Source organism: Nostoc sp. JL31 (assembly GCF_017114965.1).
Taxonomy (GTDB): Bacteria; Cyanobacteriota; Cyanobacteriia; order Cyanobacteriales; family Nostocaceae; genus Nostoc; species Nostoc punctiforme_A.
Window position 1 is genome coordinate 21,250 of the sequence record NZ_JABXKO010000111.1, and the last position, 18,997, is coordinate 40,246.

An 18,997-nucleotide genomic window follows, 5' to 3' on the forward strand; every position below is an offset into this window, starting at 1 on the left:
ATCGCACAACTTCAAGGTACAACATTCACGAACCCAAATTGACGAAAATGATGATCAAAGGTGAATGCCTGAGTTAAGTGGAATTTATTCATCACAACCCGACTGGCGCAGTCCGTGAAACTCCAGTTTTTATCTGAGAACTGACGAAAAATCTGCCAAGTTTGTCGAATATTCTCTTCTGTCAGGTAATAAATGGTCGTCAGATTATCTGAAAAGAATGCCTCTCCTAAGCTGATTGCCCTCAACGTTTCCCCACGGGTCCTCAAAAGGGTCAAGGTTTCATCGACAACGTAATCTGTTGTTAGCAATGGCTGAATATTTTGATTAACCCATAAAGACGCTGCCTGATGCTCAGTATCGGAAGGAACAATACTAGCAAACCAGGCGCTGGTATCTACAAAGCTCATGTTGCACTATGAGGAGGATAAAGAATAGTGTCATGATCTCGACCAGAAAATTTATCATTGCTAACTTCTAAAGGCATGGCTGCAATTTGTGCCAAAATCTCTCTAGGAGTTTTGTTTTGAGGTTTAGCCTCAGTTGAAATCACAGTGACTTCAACACGAGTTCCCTCGGCTAATGGAATCGGCTGTGATAACCTCAGTACCCCTTGTTCATAAACAGCTTCTATAGTTATAGTCATAAACTTTTTCCTCATGCCATAGCTATTTCTAATCATGGCATAATATCTACATAGTAAAAAACACAGCTAATGACTAACTAAAAAATAATTAGCCATTAGCTATTAGAAATTAGCATCTTTTAAGCAGTCCGAAAACGCGCTAACTCCTCACCAGTTTTCGCATCATGGGCGTGGACTGTACACACCAAACATGAATCAAACGATCGCGCCACATGACCAACTTCTACTGGATCGCTAGAATCGTAAATGGGTGTGCCAATTAAAGCTTCTTCAATGGGGCCGCGGATTCCATCGCCATCACGAGGGCCAATATTCCAAGTACCTGGGGCAATCACTTGGTAGTTTTTAATCTTACCGCCCTCTATTTCCACCCAGTGAGATAAAGAACCGCGTGCTGCTTCTGTTGCACCCCAACCCTTGCCATCTTTTTCTGTGGGTTTGATATACCAGGGGTCGTTTAATTTGAATTCGCGCAAACAGTGTTCAGCTTGCCGATATAACTTGACAAGTTCGTGAACTCGTGCCAACTGGCGCACATGAATACTAGCACCACCCATTTCCTTAAATACATCTAGAATCAAGCCGTCGTAGTGTTGCCAAGATTCGCCATGTTTACCACCAGCTACTAATTGACGCGCTAAGGGGCCAGTTTCCAAGCGTCCGAAGTCTTTGTGAAGAACTGCACTCGACCAAGAGTAGGCGTTATCGAAGTCTTTGGTATTGATTGCAGTAGGTTTAGTGGTGCGATCGCTAGGGTGAATATCTGCCGTTCCCTCATCGTACCAAGAGTGAGTTGTATTCTCGCGGGTAAATGACTGATCCATTAAAACGTGAGTGTCTGCGAAGCTGTCGTACACTCCACTTTTCATAATCATCGCCTCATTTCGTCCTTCGATAGTCGGCTTTTGGTATTTATCTTCATGGGCTAAATATCCCCAAGTGACATATTTACCAACACCAGCGCCATATCTATCTAAACCGATGTCTAAACCCATGCGCCAATAAAAACCTAAGTCGGAATCTCGATGATTTCGGTCTTCATCTAACCAATCTCTAAAGTCATCATAAGTTTGGATTTGTTCGTAGCGTTCTAAAGAACAACCCAACCACACTGGTTCTAACCAATTGGTACGAAAGTATTCGAGAATTGCCCAAGCGCGGGTGATGTCTGTTAAAGTGGGGGCGCACATCACGCCACCGGGAACCATGTAGCTGGAATGGGGCCATTGTCCGCCCAATAGTGCATAAATTTCTACGGGTTTAGCGGAAATTGTTATGCCGAGTTCATAAGATTTGCCTGTGAAGGCGGCAAAGCGTCTCACAGCTTCGTCATAATAGCGACTATGGCGGTATTTTTTATTGGTTAAATCAATGGCAAACAAACCATAAAAGTAGCGGGGAATGCTTTGAATGGTCTCGACAATTTGACCGAGATTTCTCGCCAAAATTGCATTGCGGGGAACTTCTGTTTCCCAAGCTGTATCTAATGCCCAAGATGCAGAAGTCAGGTGAGAACCGCCGCAAATGCCGCAAATGCGAGGTGTGACAATTAATCCGGCTTGGGGGTCTTTACCGCGGAGGATAACTTCAAATCCGCGAAATAATTCAGCGTGTGTCCAGGCGTTGACTACTCTTCCATGTTCAATATCAACTCGGACATCTAAATCGCCTTCAACTCTACCGACGGGCGAAATGTCTAATGATTGAATTCCCATTTGTTATTTGTCCTTTGTCATTGGTCACTTGTCATTGGTCATTAGTCATTGGTCATTGGTTTTTCACAAATGACAAAGGACTAATGACTAATGACTAAACTGTAAAAAAGTCTTCTTCTGCCCAAGGTGGTGCTGCATCTTTGGCGACCATTGTCAGTAAGGCGTAGTCTTTTTTGTTCACCCCTGGCGGTAATTCTTTAGGAACTCCCATTACTGTTTGGGTTTTGAATACGGTTCCTGGTTTAAGGTCAAAGAAGGGAAATTCTGGTTCGGTACAACCTAAACAAGGCATTCCAGCACGAGTTTTGGAAGATACGCGGTTCCATAGGATGCGGTTGCAGGAAGAATGAGTCATGGGGCCGCGACAACCCAAGTCATAAAATAAGCAGCCTTTGCGCTGACCAAATTCGGCGGTTGATGCTTTGTAGGCAAAGTGGATGTTGCGCGTACAACCTGTTTGAGTATAGGTGTTGAAGAAGGTTTGGGGACGATTTAGTTCATCGAAAGCAATGTCTGCTATGCGTCCAGTAGCGATCGCAACTAATATCTGCGTAATCCAGTCGGGATGTGCGGGACATCCAGGTATATTGATTACAGGTAATCCGGCTTGAGACACGAAGTCTTTACCTAAAAAGCCGCCTTCTTGACGCTTGAGAAATTGCAAACCTTCCGATTCGCTGGGATTAGGTGACATGGCGGGAATTCCTCCCCATGTGGCACAATCTCCCACAGCGACGATAAATTTAGCAACTTTGGCGAGGTCTAATAACCAATCTTTCATGGCGCGATCGGCAAACCGATTCCATTCGCCAGTACCGTTGGGAGCATTAACAACGCTGCCTTCAAATACCAAGATATCTAAAGGAATTGTGCCAGAAATACAATTTCGTAGCAGTGTTTGCAAATCGTTGCCTAGTTCCAGCCCCAAGGAAGGATGCCAAAGTATATTGATACCAAAGTCGGCAATTAAATCGCAGACTGTCGGTTCTTCGGCGTTGAGGAATGACATGGTGTTACCTGAACAAGCACCACCCTGTAGCCATAGTATGTTAGTCATCGGCTATGCGTTTTTCTATTGTTTCCCATGCATGATGTAGGTGATAATGCTTGTAAAGTCTCACCTGCTTATCAATATTTATTTTTCAATACTAAGATATTTTTTGATTTAATTCTCTTTCATTAAAAAAGAATTAATCATTAAAAATAGCTAACAGTTTTACAAGATTATTTTCAATTTTGTCGAGATAGTTAAAAATTTCGGTAAATAAACGCGAGTAGAACTTTTTGTCTGGTTGAAATTGCACTTCGGCAAAATAAATAGGTAGTTCTGCTACATTTGGGAGGAAAACACCATCGATTCTAAAGGCTAGTTGTTTGACTTCTACTGAAGAAAATTGGTAAACACTAGCTAGTTGGGGCGGTTGGTTAATCAGTTCAAAGAAAGTAGTGGGGATACTCTGAAAGATCCGATAGAAAATGCTGTCTGTTTTCAAGGGAACTTGTTTTACAGTTGATGAATATATTTTACACTTCGACGATCCCGTGGCGAATCTTTGGAGTATACAAAAATTAGCTGGTAAGATAGTGCATATATGTATGTCAACAATCCAAGAAAGAATATTTGGATTGTGTCGAGTGATGATACAAAAAGTATTTTAAAAATATTAGGTGTTTAAAGCTGACATTAATATTAGCAATTTCCCCCTAGAATTTTAGAAATAGGGTGTTTTATAGTAAAAAAATTGATTGGGCATGGGGTATTGGATATTGGACATGGGATCAACTCTTTCCCTAGTCCTTAATCATTAGCCCTAGTCTCAGACAAAAAAGGGGAATTCCGCCTAAAGGACTCGAAGCCTGCGTAAATCAGTATGGCCCGTGATGAAATGCGATCGCGTGTTTCGATCATTCATGGGTGTTGGACTCAATTCCCAATTGGCTAGAGTACGGCAGAGTTATGACCCCCAGCATTACAGATTCAGCAGTGAAGGCTGCGATCGCAGCTGTTGCATCGGAGTCAGCTTCAGCAGAGGAAAAAATCCAAATGCTGATTGAGATCGCACAGGGTTTTCAAAAAAAGCCCAAAACAGCCCAAGACTTGCGGAATGCAGTTGGCTTATATTACCGGGCCTACGAGATGTGTGGTGAGGAGTATCCCTTGTTGAAAGCCAGGGCCAAAGTGGGCATGGCAGGGACATTACAGGCAATACCGGATGCTGATTACCAACTGTTGATGCAAGCTAAAGTCGGTTATGAAGAGGCATTACCGATTTTACAACAATTAGCTTTGCCAGAGGAAGTGGCAGAAACGCAGATGAATTTTGGGCTGGTGTTGCAGTCGCTAGTACCGTTCAATTTGGCGCGGATAACCGACAGCATCCAGGCTTATCATGAGGCGTTGCGGGTGTTTACTTGGGAAGATTACCCCCAAGAATACGCGATTTTGTATAACAATATTGCGATCGCTTACCTTTCTATGCCCTTAGCATCAGAACGGGAATATTTGCGTCAAGGGTTAGCTGTGCAATCATTTGAGGTGGCGCTAAAGCATATTAATCTGATCGATCATCCCAGAGAATATGCCATGTTGCAAAACAACTTAGGCAACGCTTTGCAATATTTAGTGAGTTCCCATCCTGTCGAGAATAACTTACGTGCGATCGCAGCTTATGACGAAGCGCTAAAAGTGCGTAATCCCAAAGATACACCTTTAGAGTACGCTAACACAATTTCCAACAAAGCCAACGCCCTATTCAACTTACCAGACGACCCCGAAAAACCAGAAGCTGGTAATCCTCAAAATCTTTTGCAAGCCCGTATCTACTATCAAACTGCTTTAGAAATTTTTACGGAATATCAACAAGTTGCACAAGCAGAGGTAGTAGTCCAAGCATTACAAGATGTAGAAGCAGAAATGAAGGGTTAGGAGTTATGGGTTCAATACAGTTCAGATAAGACCAAAACCCTTGTAGAGACGGCGATTTATCGCGTCTCAAAAACTTAAACAATCAGGAAAAACAGCATGAGAGACATTTTAACAACGCCAAATCTGATAAATTTTCTCACAAGTTTAGCAGATGGCGATCTTAACATAGCAACAGAATTGGTGTGGCTAATTATAGCAACAGCCTTAGCTATGGTTGGCGGTGCAATTGGTGGAATGCTATTAGCTGGTAAAGATATAGGATATGAACTTTCAGCAATGCTTGGTGCATTATTTGCCCCTGCGGGTGTAATTCCTGCCATCTTCTTAGGGCTTGTTGCTTTAAATTTATTGACAAATTATTAGGAGAAAATATGTTAGAGCTAGGATGGTTATCTGCCAAGTTATTTTTTAAAGGAAAGCTAATACGCAATCCAATATTTTTTCTCAAGCAAACTACTATTGGTATTGCTGTAGGTTTTTTACTGCTAGTGTTACTTGCACAAGCCCCCATTCCCTTCTACTTACCAATCATATTATCTAGCTTAGTGACGGGCATGATTATGCCGTTTCTCTTCAAGGATTTTAAAACGAAGTGAATTGTCATTGATAAACAACCAATCCTTAATGCCAATACTTAATGCCCAATGACAAATGACAAATGACAAATCTTGAAGAATTAATTCAGGAAATTAATCGTTTTGAGGCAATTATATCCGAGTGGGATGAAAGCCAACGGTGTGTAGCAGTAGGTCTAAAAAGAGCAATTGAAGCTTTGCATAAAGCTGCATTGACTAATTTGATTAAAAGCCTCAAACAAGAATCAATGCCAGCTTTGCGTCATGCTGTTGCGGATGAATTAGTATATGCAGTGCTACTGTATCACGAGTTAGTCAAACCACCAAAACCACCATTAGCACAGCGAATTGAAACAGCCCTTGAAGAAGTTCGCCCAGGTTTAAAAAGGCATAATGGGGATGTAGAATTAGTGGCAATTAAGTCACCAGATACAGTAGAAGTTAGATTAATCGGAACTTGCAGCAGTTGTCCGGCTTCTACTTTAACTTTATCTCAGGGAGTAGAACAGGCAATAAAAAACCATTGTCCTGAAATTACTAAAGTTGTTGCAGTCAATAATAGCCCTGCTGTTAACAACGCTAATTCTAATCTAATCAGTCCATTCTCTTCAAAAATAACTTGTACTTGGATGAAAGTAGCTACCCTTGATGAAGTTCCTGAATTTAGTGTAGTCGCAGTACAACTTGCTGGTACTTCACTAATTTTACATCGCCAAGGCGTTACAGTTAAATGTTACCGTAATGCTTGTACCCATCTAGGATCTCCCTTAGAAAAGGGTAAAGTTGAAAATGGTATTATTACCTGTCCTGCCCACGGATTCCAGTACAAATTAGAGACAGGTAAATGCTTAACCGTGCCTGATGTTTCGCTTCAGTCGTATCCAGTCAAGGTTAAAGAAGATAAGGTTTTTGTGAAACTACAAAAATGATAACGCGAAGGTAAGAGTTCAGCAAATATACTTGGCGATTAGTCAATCACGGCTAATTTGCTTTTTCATTTCAGTAGTTCGCGCATTTATTCTAGTGTTTTGTACAAGCAAAATGCCTGAGTGCTTTCTCAATATCCCTAAATTCATTCTCATTTGTGTAATTCAGGTATTGATTTTAGTGTTTTGAGAAAGTAAAAAGGCATATTACTTTCTCAAAAGGTCATTTGACTTATTCAAACCCCAGTTTGCTTATTCATTTTAGTGTTTTCCGCAAGCAAAATGAGCTTTTACTTATTCAAACTCCAGTTTGCTTACTCATTTTGGTATTTTCCGCAAGCAAAAGGTCATTTGACTTACTCATTTTAGTGTTTTCCGCAAGTAAAATAAGCTTTTACTTTCTCAAACCCCAGTTTGCTTTCTCATTTCAGTAAATCGCGCACTCATACCAAAGATTCGCTATGTAGTAAAAATTACTAAAGGTTAGATAGATTTTTTAAAATTTAGGGCTTACGCAAAATATCTCTCAAACTCTCATTTCTCTGTGTTGCGCCAGTTGCTACAAGTCGGGGAACCCGTCCAACGCACTGGCTTCTCTGCGCCTCTGTGGTTCGTTATTCCCTAACTCATGCGTAAATCATAAAATTGATTAATATTGAAGTTGATTAAAGGTTTTAACTGAATTTTAAAAAAGCATAATGCAAAACCGTTACTGTTGTTACATGCTAATCAAGATTAATGTTTTTAAATAATTATCAGCGCCTATTTGCGGTTCATGGATATCCCAATCATAATTAATCCCATATCACAATTACCGCTAAAAGCAATAGAAAATCCTCAAGATTTACCTCTATCACCTCAAGGTGCGGAGGTAATTTTAGGCAACATTATTGAACCCGAACAATTAGTTATACCTGTAGCACCCAATGCCACAACAATGTTTGGCCCTCGTAGTGCTTGTTTGTTATCAGAAACCGGCCCATTATGGGTATCAGATACAGGACATCATCGATTATTAGGATGGCAAAATTTACCCACGAGAGATAGTCAACCGGCTGATTGGGTAATTGGACAACCTGACTTTTATCATGAAGGACAAAATGCTAAAACTACACCGGGAAGTGCAAGCTTAAGTGTACCAACAGGGATTTGTGCTTGCGGCGAAGGATTAGCTGTCGCAGATGCTTGGAATCATCGAGTTTTGATTTGGAAAAACTTACCAGAAGATAATAATGTTCCAGCAGATTTGGTGTTAGGGCAAGTTAATTTTACTGATAATGAACCAAATCGAGGCAATCAGCAAGCATCTGCTAGTACAATGCACTGGCCCTATGGTGTTTTCTATCATCAAGGACGGCTATTTATTGCTGACACTGGTAATCGAAGACTATTAATTTGGCATCAGTTACCAACAGAAAATGGTCAACCTGCTGATTTAGTTTTGGGACAACCGGATATGATATCTCGCAATGAAAACGGTGGTGATTCTCCAACCGCAGCGAGTATGCGTTGGTGTCACGACATCGCTTTTTGGGGAGAAAATTTGGTTGTCAGCGATGCAGGTAATCACCGAGTGATGATTTGGCAGGGAATGCCAACAGAAAATAATACTCCTTGTGCTGTGGTTTTAGGGCAAAAAAGCTTTGATTTTGTGGAAATGAATCAAGGAGTTTATTTGCCTAGCGCTAGTAGTTTGAGTATGCCTTATGGTGTGGCGGTGGCTGGCGATTGGTTAGTAGTTGCAGATACAGCTAATTCTCGTTTGTTAGGATGGAAAAAGCCAGAATCAATTTTATCGCTGCAAGGGGTAATGGCAGATGGGTTGGCAGGACAAATAAATTTTCAAAGTAAAGGTGAAAATCGTAATTTCGGGCTGTCTAAACGAGATAGTTTAAATTGGTGTTATGGGATAAAAATTTGTGGCAATACGGCGGTAATAGCTGATTCTGGAAATAACCGAATATTGCTGTGGCAGTTTAATTATGGGATTTCTAAGAAATAAATTAGCTAAATAAACGTAGACGCATTCGCGGAGCGTCTCGTAGAGAAGCGGCTTGCCGCAGGCTACCACAGAGAGACAGAGAACACAGAGGAATGAGGAGAAGAGAGTTTTATTGGGTATTTTTTTATTTGGAAGTCCCTATGCCGACTGAAGAAATTAGAGTTCGCGGTACTGTTCAGGGAGTAGGATTTCGCCCTACTGTATATCGTCTTGCTAAAGCCTGTGGTTTGTATGGAGATGTTTGTAATGATGGGCAAGGTGTATTAATTCGGGTATCTGGTAGTGAGGAAGCATTAACAGAGTTTGTTGCCAGATTGCAAACAGAATGTCCACCATTAGCAAAAATTAATCAGCTAACTAGAATTGCTTGCGAAGGTGAATTTAACTTTAACAATTTTGTGATTTCTAATAGCGTTAATAGTGCCATTAAAACAGAAATTGTCCCTGATGCAGCTACTTGTCCACAGTGTCAACAAGAAATATTTGACCCCTTTAGCCGCTTTTTTCGCTACCCCTTTACCAATTGCACTCATTGCGGCCCTCGCCTGAGTATTATTCGTGCGATTCCTTATGACAGATGCAATACCAGTATGTCTGCGTTTGTTATATGTCCCGAATGTGCAAAGGAATACCACGATGTTGAAAATCGCCGTTTTCACGCCCAACCTGTAGCTTGTCATGTTTGCGGCCCCACAGCTTGGTTAGAACGCGCTGATGGTAAATCGGTTACTGCTTCCATGTTTTCCATGCTAGATGATGTGGATGCCGTTTGTACCTTGTTGCAAAAGGGTGAGATTGTCGCAATTAAAGGCTTAAGTGGTATTCATTTAGCTTGTGATGCAACTCAGGAAACCGTTGTCCAAAAACTGCGTCAGCGCAAAAGGCGCTATCACAAACCATTTGCTTTAATGGCGCGAGATATTGAAATAATTGAACAATATTGTACTGTCAACGCTAAAGAAAAAGAATTATTGACAAGTTCTGCTGCACCAATTGTTTTATTACAAGCGACAGGTAAAAAACTTGTAGCACCATCGGTAGCATCGGGGCAAAATACTCTTGGGTTTATGCTACCTTATACGCCCTTACATCATTTAATTCTGCGGCGGATGAATCGCCCAATTATTTTAACAAGTGGTAATCTTGCCGATGAACCACAATGTATTGATAATGACGAAGCAAAAGAAAAATTAGGGACAATCGCTGATTATTTTCTCTTTCACAATCGAGAGATTATTAATCGGGTAGATGATTCGGTTGTGCGTGTTATCGGCGATAAAGTCCAAATAATTCGCCGTGCTAGAGGATATGCACCAGCATCGATTAGCTTACCGCCGGGATTTGACAATGTGCCGCAAATTTTAGCAATGGGTAGTGAGTTAAAAAATACTTTTTGCTTATTGCGTGAAGGAGAAGCGATTCTATCTCAACATCTGGGAGATTTAGAAAATGCTGCGGCTTTCAATGCTTACCAAGAGACTTTAAACTTATACTTAAATTTATTTGAACATACACCAGAAGTAATCGCCATTGATAAACATCCTGAATATCTTTCCAGCAAACTTGGTAAAGAACTAGCAGATACAAATCAAATTTCAATTCATCAAATCCAACATCATCACGCCCATATTGCTGCTTGTATGGCAGAAAATGGGATTCCTTTAAACTCACCTCCAGTATTAGGTATTGCTTTAGATGGTTTAGGTTACGGTGATGACAGTACACTCTGGGGCGGAGAATTTCTTTTAGCAGATTATCAGAAATTTCAGCGACTAGCAACATTTAAACCAGTTCCAATGATTGGTGCTGAACAAGCAATTTATCAGCCTTGGCGTAATACCTACGCCCAATTAATAGCTGCTAACCTTTGGGATAATTGCCAACAACAGTATGCTGATTTAGGAATCGTAAAATTGCTGAATAAAAAACCATTAAAGCTACTAAATCAACTTATAGAGAAAAAAATTAACTCTCCTCCAGCTTCTTCAGTGGGGCGGTTGTTCGATGCAGTGGGGGCGGCTATCGGTATTTGCCCTGAAGAATGTAGTTATGAAGGACAAGCTGCGATCGCAATGGAAGCTATAGTAGATGTTAGCAGCTTAAATAATGATAAAGAAACGCTAATATACCCTTTTAGTTTTAGCTTTTCAGATAGTATTTACTGTATAGACTCATGCCCAATGTGGCAAGCCTTACTCTATGACTTGCAACAGCAGATTCCCCAACCAGTTATAGCTGCCAAATTTCACAAAGGTTTAGCTAATGCGATTGTGGAAATGGTTAAGCACCTTCGTCAAAAAAATCCGATTCATCAGGTAGCTTTAACAGGAGGAGTCTTTCAAAATTGTATATTGTTACAGCAAGTTAGCAAACGATTAGAAACATTGGGGATAAAAGTACTAACTCATAGCTTAGTTCCAGCTAATGACGGCGGATTATCTCTAGGACAAGCAGTAATTGCAGCCGCAAAATTAATACATAAGTATTGATATTTGACAACCCTTTTCTGACAAATAATTCTCTCTGTGTTCTCCGCGCCTCTGCGGTTAGTTTATCTTCAAAATAAAAAAATGTGCTTAGGAATCCCCGGACAAATTATAGAAATTACCAACGTTAACCATAAACTAGCCCTAGTTAACATTGGTGGTGTGAAGCGCGAAGTAAATATTGCCTGCATCGTAGATGAACAACATCCCCCCGAAGCTTGTATTGGCGATTGGGTGTTAGTTCATGTTGGCTTTGCCATGAATCGAATTAACGAACAAGAAGCAGCAGAAACATTACAACTCCTTCAAGAATTAGCAGCAGCACAAGTAAAAATTAGTACTTAACTTAACGAACCGCAGAGGCGCGGAGGGCACAAAGAGTAAAAAGAAATACTTAACTCAGCCGTATTGACATAAAGCTTACTATTCCCAAATCCTTATGAAATATGTTGACGAATTCCGCGAACCGGAAAAAGCAGAAGCCATACTCCGCGAAATCACCAAATTAAGCCACCAGCTAGAAAAACCCATCAAAATCATGGAAGTATGCGGCGGACATACCCACTCCATTTTTAAATACGGTATCGAAGAAATATTGCCCCAAACCATCGAACTAATTCATGGGCCTGGTTGTCCAGTATGCGTTATGCCAAAAGGGAGATTAGATGATGCGATCGCAATCTCTCAAAATCATAACGTCATTTTTGCCACCTTTGGCGATGCCATGCGAGTTCCCGGTTCCAACACCACATTACTGCAAGCCAGGGCACAAGGTGCAGACATCCGTATGGTGTACTCTCCCCTAGATAGCCTGCAAATTGCTAGAGATAACCCCGACAAAGAAGTAGTCTTCTTCGCATTAGGCTTTGAAACCACAGCCCCTAGCACCGCCTTCACTATTCTGCAAGCAGCAGCCGAAGAAATTCATAACTTTAGTATGTTTTCCAATCACGTCCTCGTGATTCCCGCCCTCAAAGCACTATTAGATAATCCCGACTTACAACTGGATGGATTTGTTGGGCCTGGTCATGTCAGCATGGTAATTGGCAGTGACCCATACCAATTTATTTCCCAACAATATAATAAGCCGATAGTCGTCTCAGGATTTGAACCCTTAGATATTCTGCAATCAATTTGGATGTTGTTGCAACAGCTAATAGAAAATCGTTGTGAAGTTGAAAATCAATATAACCGAATTGTCCAAAAATCTGGAAATACAGTAGCCCTACAAGCCATAAACAAAGTTTTCGCCGTGCGAGATAGCTTTGATTGGCGCGGCTTAGGTGACATCCCCTATTCAGGATTAAAAATTCAACCTGAATATGCCCAATTTGATGCCGAACTTAAATTTACCATTCCTAATCTCAAAGTAGCCGACCATAAAGCTTGTAAATGTGGAGAAATTCTCAAAGGAGTCTTAAAGCCTTGGGAGTGTAAAGTATTCGGTACAGCTTGCACCCCAGAAACCCCCATTGGTACTTGTATGGTATCTTCCGAAGGCGCTTGTGCAGCCTATTACAAATATGGACGACTCTCCACCATTGCCAAAAGAACAATCACCCAAAAACCAAAAATAACTCAAGAACCCCTCCCCGCCTGCGGCTTCTCCTCAGACTTATAATACTCCGCGTACCTCTGCGCTTCCCAGCCTGCGGCAAGCCGCAAAAGCGTCTACTGCGTCCCTTTGCGTTTAAAAAAAATTTTAATATGAACATTTCCCCCACAAACCCAATCCAAAATCCCCTATTCCAAAAAATAGAACAAGTCCGCCGTCGCCAAAGTAAAGTGCAAGACACTCATATAACTCTCGCACATGGTAGCGGTGGTAAAGCCATGCGTAATTTAATAGATGATATCTTTGTCAGCAATTTTGATAACCCAATTCTCTCACAACTAGAAGACCAAGCCAGCTTCAACCTAACCCCTCTCCTCCAACAAGGAGACAGACTCGCATTTACAACAGATTCTTATGTTGTAGACCCGTTATTTTTCCCCGGTAGTGATATAGGAGAATTAGCCATAAACGGTACAGTTAATGATTTAGCTGTCAGTGGTGCTAAACCTTTATATCTAACTTGCAGCGTAATTTTAGAAGAAGGATTACCTGTAGAAACCTTACGCCGTGTTGCAAACAGTATGAAAGCAGCCGCAGAAAAAGCGGGTGTTCAAATTGTCACTGGTGACACAAAAGTTGTACATCGTGGTGCAGCCGATAAACTCTTTATTAATACTGCTGGTATTGGTATCATCCCACGAGGAGTTAATATTTCTGCTCACAATATTAAACCTGGAGATGCCGTAATAATTAATGGTGAAATAGGCAATCATGGGACAGCAATTTTAATCGCCCGTGGAGAATTAGCCTTAGATACTAATATTGAAAGTGACTGTCAGCCGTTGCATAGTTTAGTAGAAACTATTCTCCATATATGTCCACAAATTCATGCTATGCGAGATGCCACACGTGGAGGTTTAGCCACAGTACTAAATGAATTCGCCCTCAGTTCCGATGTGGGAATTCGTCTCTTTGAAGAATCTATTCCAGTGCGTGAAGAAGTCAACGGAGTTTGCGAAATTCTTGGTTTAGACCCATTGTATTTAGCTAATGAAGGTAAGTTAGTTGTGGTGGTTCCAAAAAAGAATGCTGAAAATGTTTTATCAGCTATGAAATCCCACCCAGCAGGCAAAGATGCTTGTATTATTGGCGAAGTTATTACCTCGCCCCCAGGTATCGTACTATTAAAAACAGCTTTTGGTGCTGAAAGAATTGTTGATATGTTAGTAGGCGACCAATTACCACGAATTTGTTAATCTTTAATAAATTTATAGTATGCACGAATTTGGAATTACCCAAAATATTGTGGCAATTGTGACTGAACACGCCAAAGGCGCAAAAGTGCAGCGAGTTTTATTAGAAATTGGCAAACTTTCAGCCATTATGCCCGACGCTATCCGATTTTGTTTTGATATTTGCACTCAAGGCACAGTTTTAGAAGGGGCGACATTAGAAATTTTAGAAATTCCAGGCTTAGGGAGATGTCGCCAATGTAGTGCAGAAATTTATTTAGACAAACCATTTGGAATCTGTAATTGCGGTAGCGTGCAATTAGATTTAATTGCTGGTGAAGAACTTAAAATTAAAGAAATAGAAATCGAGGAATTATGTGTGTAACCTGCGGTTGTTCTGATGATGGCGAAATAAAAATTACAAATTTAGAAACAGATAAAGCGGAACATAATCATACTCACACTTTACCAGATGGAACTGTCATCACTCACTCTCACAGTCATGACACTCATATAGAAGCGCCTCAAATTCATGCCAAAATACACAACACAACAATATCTTTAGAACAGGATATATTAGCAAAAAATAACCTGCTAGCTGCCCAAAATCGGGGATGGTTTAAAGGTCGAAATATTCTCGCTTTAAATTTAATGAGTTCTCCCGGTGCTGGGAAAACAACTCTTTTGACGCGAACAATCAATGATTTAAAGCATCAATTATCTATTAGTGTCATTGAAGGCGACCAAGAAACTGCTAACGATGCCAAAAAAATTAAAGAAACTGGTTCTAAAGTCATCCAAATCAATACCGGAACAGGCTGTCATTTAGATGCATCAATGATAGACAGAGGTTTACAACAACTGAATCCACCAATAGACTCAGTTGTGATGATTGAAAATGTGGGAAATTTAGTTTGTCCAGCCTTATTTGATTTGGGAGAACAGGCAAAAGTCGTGATTCTCTCAGTCACGGAGGGAGAAGATAAGCCGCTAAAATACCCACATATGTTTCGTGCTAGTGATGTAATGATTCTCACTAAAATTGATTTACTGCCTTATGTAGATTTTGATGTTAAAAAATGCATAGAATATGCTAAACAAGTAAATCCCAAAATTCAGATTTTTCAGGTTTCTGCAACTACTGGTGCTGGGTTAGAAAATTGGTATAAATGGGTAACTGAAAAGGTAACGAATTTGCCAGCACTAATTTCTTCTCCCTTGAAGGATAGGTAATTTTTTTAACGAACCGCATTCGCGTAGCGTCTCGTTAGAGAAGGACGCAAAGGAAGAGAAAGATAATTTTAAAAACCTATTATCACAAAATTAAGTCATTGATTTACTGACTACCTCTATTGAATTCTATTCTGTAACGCTGATATTTTTAGAATTGGCTTTGATAAAAATTGCAACACCCTGCACTTTAGGAGTACAGGGTGTGAAACAGCTATATTTACTCTGATTCCCAGTTTCTATTTACCTCAAAGCCAATCTCGATAAGCTGATATTTCATTTACGCTGATTTCAAACGGCGTCCCTTTGCCAAATGGCGGATAAACGCGGATTTTACCATTGCTAGCAAACCGCTCTAACCTATTACCTAACTGGGGAATATTGCTGACAATATGCCAGTAAGAAACTAAGTCAGGGCAATCAATAATTAATGTGAGGATGCTAGCATTTGTTGTGAGATACCACTGACAATTAGATAATAGGACTCGCGTAATGCGATCGCAGGCTAGATAAAAGCATCTGCCAGTAGACTGTTCTAGCTCCATTTGCAGCATTCCATCCTGTTTCGTTACCTCAGTGGGAGGTAAATCATCGGGAGGAAGCAAGTATAGTTTAGAAGACATAATTTCGCACCTCTTGGTTGTAGCGCGTCAAACTGTCCAGGTTTTTTTGCAAATCCGCAGACGAGGGTTTGAGTGCTAGCGTACCTAAATTTAATTCGTCCTGAAATTTCTTGATTCTGTCTCGACAAGTCTCCACATCACCGATAATTGAATTCTCAATCAAATAATCTTCATCGAAACAAATATTTGTGCGGTCGAATGGTTTTTGGTTGGGATTCGCACTGTTTTGCAATACTTCAGCCGAATTAGCTTTCATTTTCTGGCTAAATTTGCGAACGAAAGGTAACGCTTCACTCACCGCCTCGTCGTATGTTTTGCCAACAAAAAAGAAGCGTGCCAGCACTAATTTTTCCGCACCACTAGAATTTAAGGCTCGATATTTGGTAACAGTATCCTTCAATCTCTCTAGGGAAAATGGCGGCCCACCCATCAAGCTGAAGGAATATTTAGCAGCAAGCTCAATACCGTCATCACCACCAGTGGCAACATACACTGGTATTTGACTTTGCAATGGTTTCGGGTAAATCGTTAAGCGATCGCATTGATAATATCGCCCATTAAATGATACATCAGTTTCATATAAGAGCTTTTGAATCAGTGCGATCGCCTCTAGCATCTTGGGACGGGATTCACTTGGTAGGGTCGCAAAATGCTTGTTTTGTTGGGGAAAGGGGCCGCCTTTAGCAACTCCAAATAATAATCGTCCATTGCACAAGTTATCCAAAGTGGCAATATCTTCCGCCACCCTAATGGGGTTATGGAATGGCAGCAACACCGCCGCCGTGCCTAATTGGATAGTTGAAGTTAATCCCGCCAAATGTGCCATTAACACCAACATGGAAGGGCTGAGATTAGATTCACTAAAATGGTGTTCACTCACCCACGCTTCCTCAAAACCTAAGCTTTCTGCCTGTTTTACCAGTGCAACTTGCTCAAAGATGGCACGACGAGCATCTTGGTGAAAATTATCGTAATTGCAGAAAATTCCAGTTTTCATTACTTGCGTTGATACTTTGTATTCACCGTAGGTGCTGATTATTCTAGTGGTCGATAGGTTTGTAGTAAGCACTAAAGTGCTTAAATATTTGAGGAATAAAGTCCTCTCTACAAAAGCATTTACCCCTCTCAATTAATGCGATGAATCACTAAGTCGCAACCCACTGCAACTCCAACCATAGGCGTGGGTTGTTCTCTTTGACCTTCGACATCGGATCGCGCAACAATCGCTTGGCATTCATGCAAACAACCTGGATTAGACCCATATTGTCTGCTACTTCTCTGAGTATTTCTTTTTGAGCTTGCACACAGGAAATCATTTCGTCAGAGCAATAAATTCCTATATATTGCAAACGTCTAGCAGGTCGTCCCCAAAAACAGGTGATGACTTTCACATAACACCCATCCAGCAATTCTCCAACTTGCGGGTAGTAATGGTTGACGACTCTTGTGAATTCTTTGGCTAAGATATCTTCAGCAATCATTGGAACTGATATTTCTGTAGCGTCCATCACGCTATTTAATATAACATAATTTTATCAATTAAGTATGACAAAATAGTGTATTAAGTTTGAATAAAATATTAAATATTACATAAAAAAAGAGGCGTACCTTATTCGGTATCACCTCATATTTGCGTAAAGCATCTTTATATTCAAAATCCAAAATCCAAAATTCGTAATTCGTAATAATATTCGCAAGCTCGCCAAGGTAATTATGTTATATATAGATTGGGTTTAAACCCTACCCATAATAAATACTACGACTTTTAGAAGTCGTAGACTCTAGGTCTTGATTTAATTACGAATTACAAATTATTCTTGAATTCTAACTTTTGAATTTTTAATTATTATTAGCGAGCATTGCGTTCACAAACTAAAACCTCTGCGATGATATCCGGCAAATTTACAAAGTCTGTAAATCCTTCAGAACCACGGATTGGTGAAATAAATGTATAGTTTGGATCGCACACTCCATTGTCATATACTTGAATAAACCACCTATCGGGAAATCCTTCTATACCTAGTTCCACAGTGTACCAACTCTCGCCAATTAGACGAGAGCTAAAGATTGTGAACCACTCTCTGTTCTCTTCTGAAATATTCCAGTCTGCCATGAGCAGTTCTAAAGCTATTTGTCCCGCATCTGTTGAAGTCAACAACATTTTTACTCCTTATTTGCAACTTCAGGATTTGCAACTTCAGTATTGGGAACTTCCGGGTATAAACCTAATTCTTTAGCTAGCTCACGTGCCACAAAAAATAAAAATTGGGCACCATCTTGATTGCCTTCATGGGCAAACATAGTAGCTACTTGTAACATTGTTTCTACTAAACCGGAATCAATCAATTCGGGTTTAGATTCCAAAATTTCTGGTTCTTGACCATTAGGACATCTAAGTAACTCATCAATCAGATTAAAATACAAGCTTTGGCGTTGTTCTTGGTCTGTCATGGTAATTTTCTTGATTTTAGTAAATTGTGAATAAGTTACTGTTCGATACTTTGGTGCCACAGTCTTTCCAACATTTCAACTTGTTCTTTTAAAACAGCAGCACGATGAACTAGATATCTGTCGTAAAAAAGAATCCCTAACCCAACACAAATCGGGGTTAACAAGAAGAACCATTGCAGGATAGTGGCAAATTTATATTGTTCCGCAACAGCAAGCATTTGATGAACCACATTACGATCGGAGGATTGAATGCTAGTCTGAGGGGAATGTGTACCCTCTGTCTGGGGAGCCAAGGCGGGAGCATCTGTAGTTGTGTTGTTAACTTCGTAAGCTAAATTCTGAGATTTTACTAACTCCAGATGTCGCTCCCAAATTATGCCAAATACTACTAGTCCTGGTGAAAGCATTACTAAAGTAACGACGCAAACTGTAAGAACATTTAAAAGTTTGGCTTTCATCTTGGCTCTCCCTTGCTAGGTAGTATGCACCCAGTAAGAAAATATCTTTTGCTGTTTATCTAAAGTAGTTATATAATTTCTACCTCTCAAACAGTTTTGATATTAAAATATGTGTAATCGGTAATTTTTACAATCATTAGTTGCCAGTTATTTTTCTCGTCACTACTGACTACTG

21 protein-coding genes and 1 pseudogene are annotated in these 18,997 nt (G+C 40.4%); 11 read left to right on the forward strand and 11 right to left on the reverse strand.

Annotated elements, in window-relative coordinates:
• Positions 1-11 precede the first annotated feature (11 nt).
• From HWQ43_RS28115 to HWQ43_RS28135, 5 genes and pseudogenes are all read right to left on the reverse strand, one after another.
• Positions 12-407 (reverse strand): PIN domain-containing protein, encoded by a 396-nt coding sequence (locus tag HWQ43_RS28115; protein WP_292739787.1) that lies wholly within the window; start codon positions 405-407, stop codon positions 12-14.
• Positions 404-643 (reverse strand): antitoxin family protein, encoded by a 240-nt coding sequence (locus HWQ43_RS28120; RefSeq protein ID WP_292739789.1) that lies wholly within the window; start codon positions 641-643, stop codon positions 404-406. The genes HWQ43_RS28115 and HWQ43_RS28120 overlap by 4 nt, the downstream gene beginning before the upstream one ends.
• 119 nt (positions 644-762) lie before the next feature.
• Entirely contained in the window at positions 763-2,358 is a 1,596-nt protein-coding gene (locus tag HWQ43_RS28125) for a nickel-dependent hydrogenase large subunit (RefSeq protein WP_292739791.1), read from the reverse strand.
• A 94-nt stretch (positions 2,359-2,452) separates the two neighbouring features.
• Positions 2,453-3,415 carry a hydrogenase small subunit gene (locus tag HWQ43_RS28130; RefSeq protein WP_292739793.1) on the reverse strand — a complete coding sequence of 321 codons (963 nt, stop codon included), beginning with the start codon at positions 3,413-3,415 and terminating at the stop codon, positions 2,453-2,455.
• A 151-nt stretch (positions 3,416-3,566) separates the two neighbouring features.
• Positions 3,567-3,851: pseudogene (locus tag HWQ43_RS28135) on the reverse strand (DUF2887 domain-containing protein); the annotation flags it as partial.
• A gap of 464 nt (positions 3,852-4,315) precedes the next feature.
• On the opposite strand from HWQ43_RS28135, the gene HWQ43_RS28140 reads away from it, so the two are divergent.
• From HWQ43_RS28140 to hypB, 11 genes are all read left to right on the forward strand, one after another.
• Positions 4,316-5,284 carry a hypothetical protein gene (locus HWQ43_RS28140; protein ID WP_292739794.1) on the forward strand — a complete coding sequence of 323 codons (969 nt, stop codon included), beginning with the start codon at positions 4,316-4,318 and terminating at the stop codon, positions 5,282-5,284.
• 96 nt (positions 5,285-5,380) lie between these two features.
• Complete coding sequence (locus tag HWQ43_RS28145; RefSeq protein ID WP_292739796.1) at positions 5,381-5,647, forward strand: hypothetical protein; 267 nt, start codon at positions 5,381-5,383, stop codon at positions 5,645-5,647.
• Positions 5,648-5,655: 8 nt separating this feature from the next.
• Positions 5,656-5,880, forward strand: a complete 225-nt coding sequence (locus HWQ43_RS28150) for a hypothetical protein (protein ID WP_292739798.1) — start codon at positions 5,656-5,658, stop codon at positions 5,878-5,880.
• A gap of 62 nt (positions 5,881-5,942) precedes the next feature.
• Positions 5,943-6,788 carry a NifU family protein gene (locus HWQ43_RS28155; protein WP_292739799.1) on the forward strand — a complete coding sequence of 282 codons (846 nt, stop codon included), beginning with the start codon at positions 5,943-5,945 and terminating at the stop codon, positions 6,786-6,788.
• A gap of 772 nt (positions 6,789-7,560) precedes the next feature.
• Positions 7,561-8,787: a hypothetical protein gene (locus HWQ43_RS28160; protein ID WP_292739801.1), complete on the forward strand. Its 1,227-nt coding sequence runs from the start codon at positions 7,561-7,563 to the stop codon at positions 8,785-8,787.
• Positions 8,788-8,927: 140 nt separating this feature from the next.
• Entirely contained in the window at positions 8,928-11,276 is a 2,349-nt protein-coding gene (hypF, locus tag HWQ43_RS28165; protein ID WP_292739803.1) for a carbamoyltransferase HypF, read from the forward strand.
• Positions 11,277-11,357: 81 nt separating this feature from the next.
• Positions 11,358-11,618 (forward strand): HypC/HybG/HupF family hydrogenase formation chaperone, encoded by a 261-nt coding sequence (locus HWQ43_RS28170; protein ID WP_292739805.1) that lies wholly within the window; start codon positions 11,358-11,360, stop codon positions 11,616-11,618.
• 94 nt (positions 11,619-11,712) lie between these two features.
• Complete coding sequence (gene hypD, locus HWQ43_RS28175; protein ID WP_292739807.1) at positions 11,713-12,894, forward strand: hydrogenase formation protein HypD; 1,182 nt, start codon at positions 11,713-11,715, stop codon at positions 12,892-12,894.
• Positions 12,895-12,980: 86 nt separating this feature from the next.
• Positions 12,981-14,084 (forward strand): hydrogenase expression/formation protein HypE, encoded by a 1,104-nt coding sequence (hypE, locus tag HWQ43_RS28180; protein WP_292739808.1) that lies wholly within the window; start codon positions 12,981-12,983, stop codon positions 14,082-14,084.
• A gap of 19 nt (positions 14,085-14,103) precedes the next feature.
• Positions 14,104-14,445, forward strand: coding sequence for a hydrogenase maturation nickel metallochaperone HypA (hypA, locus tag HWQ43_RS28185; protein WP_292739810.1), 342 nt, complete (start codon positions 14,104-14,106; stop codon positions 14,443-14,445).
• Complete coding sequence (gene hypB / locus HWQ43_RS28190; protein ID WP_292739811.1) at positions 14,436-15,293, forward strand: hydrogenase nickel incorporation protein HypB; 858 nt, start codon at positions 14,436-14,438, stop codon at positions 15,291-15,293. The genes hypA and hypB overlap by 10 nt, the downstream gene beginning before the upstream one ends.
• A gap of 245 nt (positions 15,294-15,538) precedes the next feature.
• Here the strand turns inward: hypB and HWQ43_RS28195 are convergent, their stop codons facing one another.
• The 6 genes from HWQ43_RS28195 to HWQ43_RS28220 all read right to left on the reverse strand — a co-directional run bounded on the left by HWQ43_RS28195 (position 15,539) and on the right by HWQ43_RS28220 (position 18,822).
• Positions 15,539-15,913, reverse strand: coding sequence for a hypothetical protein (locus HWQ43_RS28195; protein ID WP_292739813.1), 375 nt, complete (start codon positions 15,911-15,913; stop codon positions 15,539-15,541).
• Positions 15,903-16,910, reverse strand: coding sequence for an LLM class flavin-dependent oxidoreductase (locus tag HWQ43_RS28200; protein ID WP_292739815.1), 1,008 nt, complete (start codon positions 16,908-16,910; stop codon positions 15,903-15,905). The genes HWQ43_RS28195 and HWQ43_RS28200 overlap by 11 nt, the downstream gene beginning before the upstream one ends.
• Positions 16,911-17,058: 148 nt before the next feature.
• Complete coding sequence (locus tag HWQ43_RS28205; RefSeq protein ID WP_069068421.1) at positions 17,059-17,421, reverse strand: hypothetical protein; 363 nt, start codon at positions 17,419-17,421, stop codon at positions 17,059-17,061.
• A 341-nt stretch (positions 17,422-17,762) separates the two neighbouring features.
• Entirely contained in the window at positions 17,763-18,074 is a 312-nt protein-coding gene (locus HWQ43_RS28210; protein WP_292739817.1) for a hypothetical protein, read from the reverse strand.
• 2 nt (positions 18,075-18,076) lie between these two features.
• Complete coding sequence (locus HWQ43_RS28215; protein ID WP_292739819.1) at positions 18,077-18,364, reverse strand: hypothetical protein; 288 nt, start codon at positions 18,362-18,364, stop codon at positions 18,077-18,079.
• Positions 18,365-18,399: 35 nt separating this feature from the next.
• Positions 18,400-18,822, reverse strand: a complete 423-nt coding sequence (locus tag HWQ43_RS28220; RefSeq protein ID WP_292739821.1) for a hypothetical protein — start codon at positions 18,820-18,822, stop codon at positions 18,400-18,402.
• Between the last annotated feature and the right edge of the window lie 175 nt (positions 18,823-18,997).

Excerpts from the sequence above, each read along its gene's own strand:
- HWQ43_RS28115 (WP_292739787.1), bottom strand. The coding sequence starts at position 407 with ATGAGCTTTGTAGATACCAGCGCCTGGTTTGCTAGTATTGTTCCTTCC.
- HWQ43_RS28120 (WP_292739789.1), bottom strand. The coding sequence starts at position 643 with ATGACTATAACTATAGAAGCTGTTTATGAACAAGGGGTACTGAGGTTA.
- HWQ43_RS28125 (WP_292739791.1), bottom strand. The coding sequence starts at position 2,358 with ATGGGAATTCAATCATTAGACATTTCGCCCGTCGGTAGAGTTGAAGGC.
- HWQ43_RS28130 (WP_292739793.1), bottom strand. The coding sequence starts at position 3,415 with ATGACTAACATACTATGGCTACAGGGTGGTGCTTGTTCAGGTAACACC.
- HWQ43_RS28140 (WP_292739794.1), top strand. The coding sequence starts at position 4,316 with ATGACCCCCAGCATTACAGATTCAGCAGTGAAGGCTGCGATCGCAGCT.
- HWQ43_RS28145 (WP_292739796.1), top strand. The coding sequence starts at position 5,381 with ATGAGAGACATTTTAACAACGCCAAATCTGATAAATTTTCTCACAAGT.
- HWQ43_RS28150 (WP_292739798.1), top strand. The coding sequence starts at position 5,656 with ATGTTAGAGCTAGGATGGTTATCTGCCAAGTTATTTTTTAAAGGAAAG.
- HWQ43_RS28155 (WP_292739799.1), top strand. The coding sequence starts at position 5,943 with ATGACAAATCTTGAAGAATTAATTCAGGAAATTAATCGTTTTGAGGCA.
- HWQ43_RS28160 (WP_292739801.1), top strand. The coding sequence starts at position 7,561 with ATGGATATCCCAATCATAATTAATCCCATATCACAATTACCGCTAAAA.
- hypF (WP_292739803.1), top strand. The coding sequence starts at position 8,928 with ATGCCGACTGAAGAAATTAGAGTTCGCGGTACTGTTCAGGGAGTAGGA.
- HWQ43_RS28170 (WP_292739805.1), top strand. The coding sequence starts at position 11,358 with ATGTGCTTAGGAATCCCCGGACAAATTATAGAAATTACCAACGTTAAC.
- hypD (WP_292739807.1), top strand. The coding sequence starts at position 11,713 with ATGAAATATGTTGACGAATTCCGCGAACCGGAAAAAGCAGAAGCCATA.
- hypE (WP_292739808.1), top strand. The coding sequence starts at position 12,981 with ATGAACATTTCCCCCACAAACCCAATCCAAAATCCCCTATTCCAAAAA.
- hypA (WP_292739810.1), top strand. The coding sequence starts at position 14,104 with ATGCACGAATTTGGAATTACCCAAAATATTGTGGCAATTGTGACTGAA.
- hypB (WP_292739811.1), top strand. The coding sequence starts at position 14,436 with ATGTGTGTAACCTGCGGTTGTTCTGATGATGGCGAAATAAAAATTACA.
- HWQ43_RS28195 (WP_292739813.1), bottom strand. The coding sequence starts at position 15,913 with ATGTCTTCTAAACTATACTTGCTTCCTCCCGATGATTTACCTCCCACT.
- HWQ43_RS28200 (WP_292739815.1), bottom strand. The coding sequence starts at position 16,910 with ATGAAAACTGGAATTTTCTGCAATTACGATAATTTTCACCAAGATGCT.
- HWQ43_RS28205 (WP_069068421.1), bottom strand. The coding sequence starts at position 17,421 with ATGGACGCTACAGAAATATCAGTTCCAATGATTGCTGAAGATATCTTA.
- HWQ43_RS28210 (WP_292739817.1), bottom strand. The coding sequence starts at position 18,074 with ATGTTGTTGACTTCAACAGATGCGGGACAAATAGCTTTAGAACTGCTC.
- HWQ43_RS28215 (WP_292739819.1), bottom strand. The coding sequence starts at position 18,364 with ATGACAGACCAAGAACAACGCCAAAGCTTGTATTTTAATCTGATTGAT.
- HWQ43_RS28220 (WP_292739821.1), bottom strand. The coding sequence starts at position 18,822 with ATGAAAGCCAAACTTTTAAATGTTCTTACAGTTTGCGTCGTTACTTTA.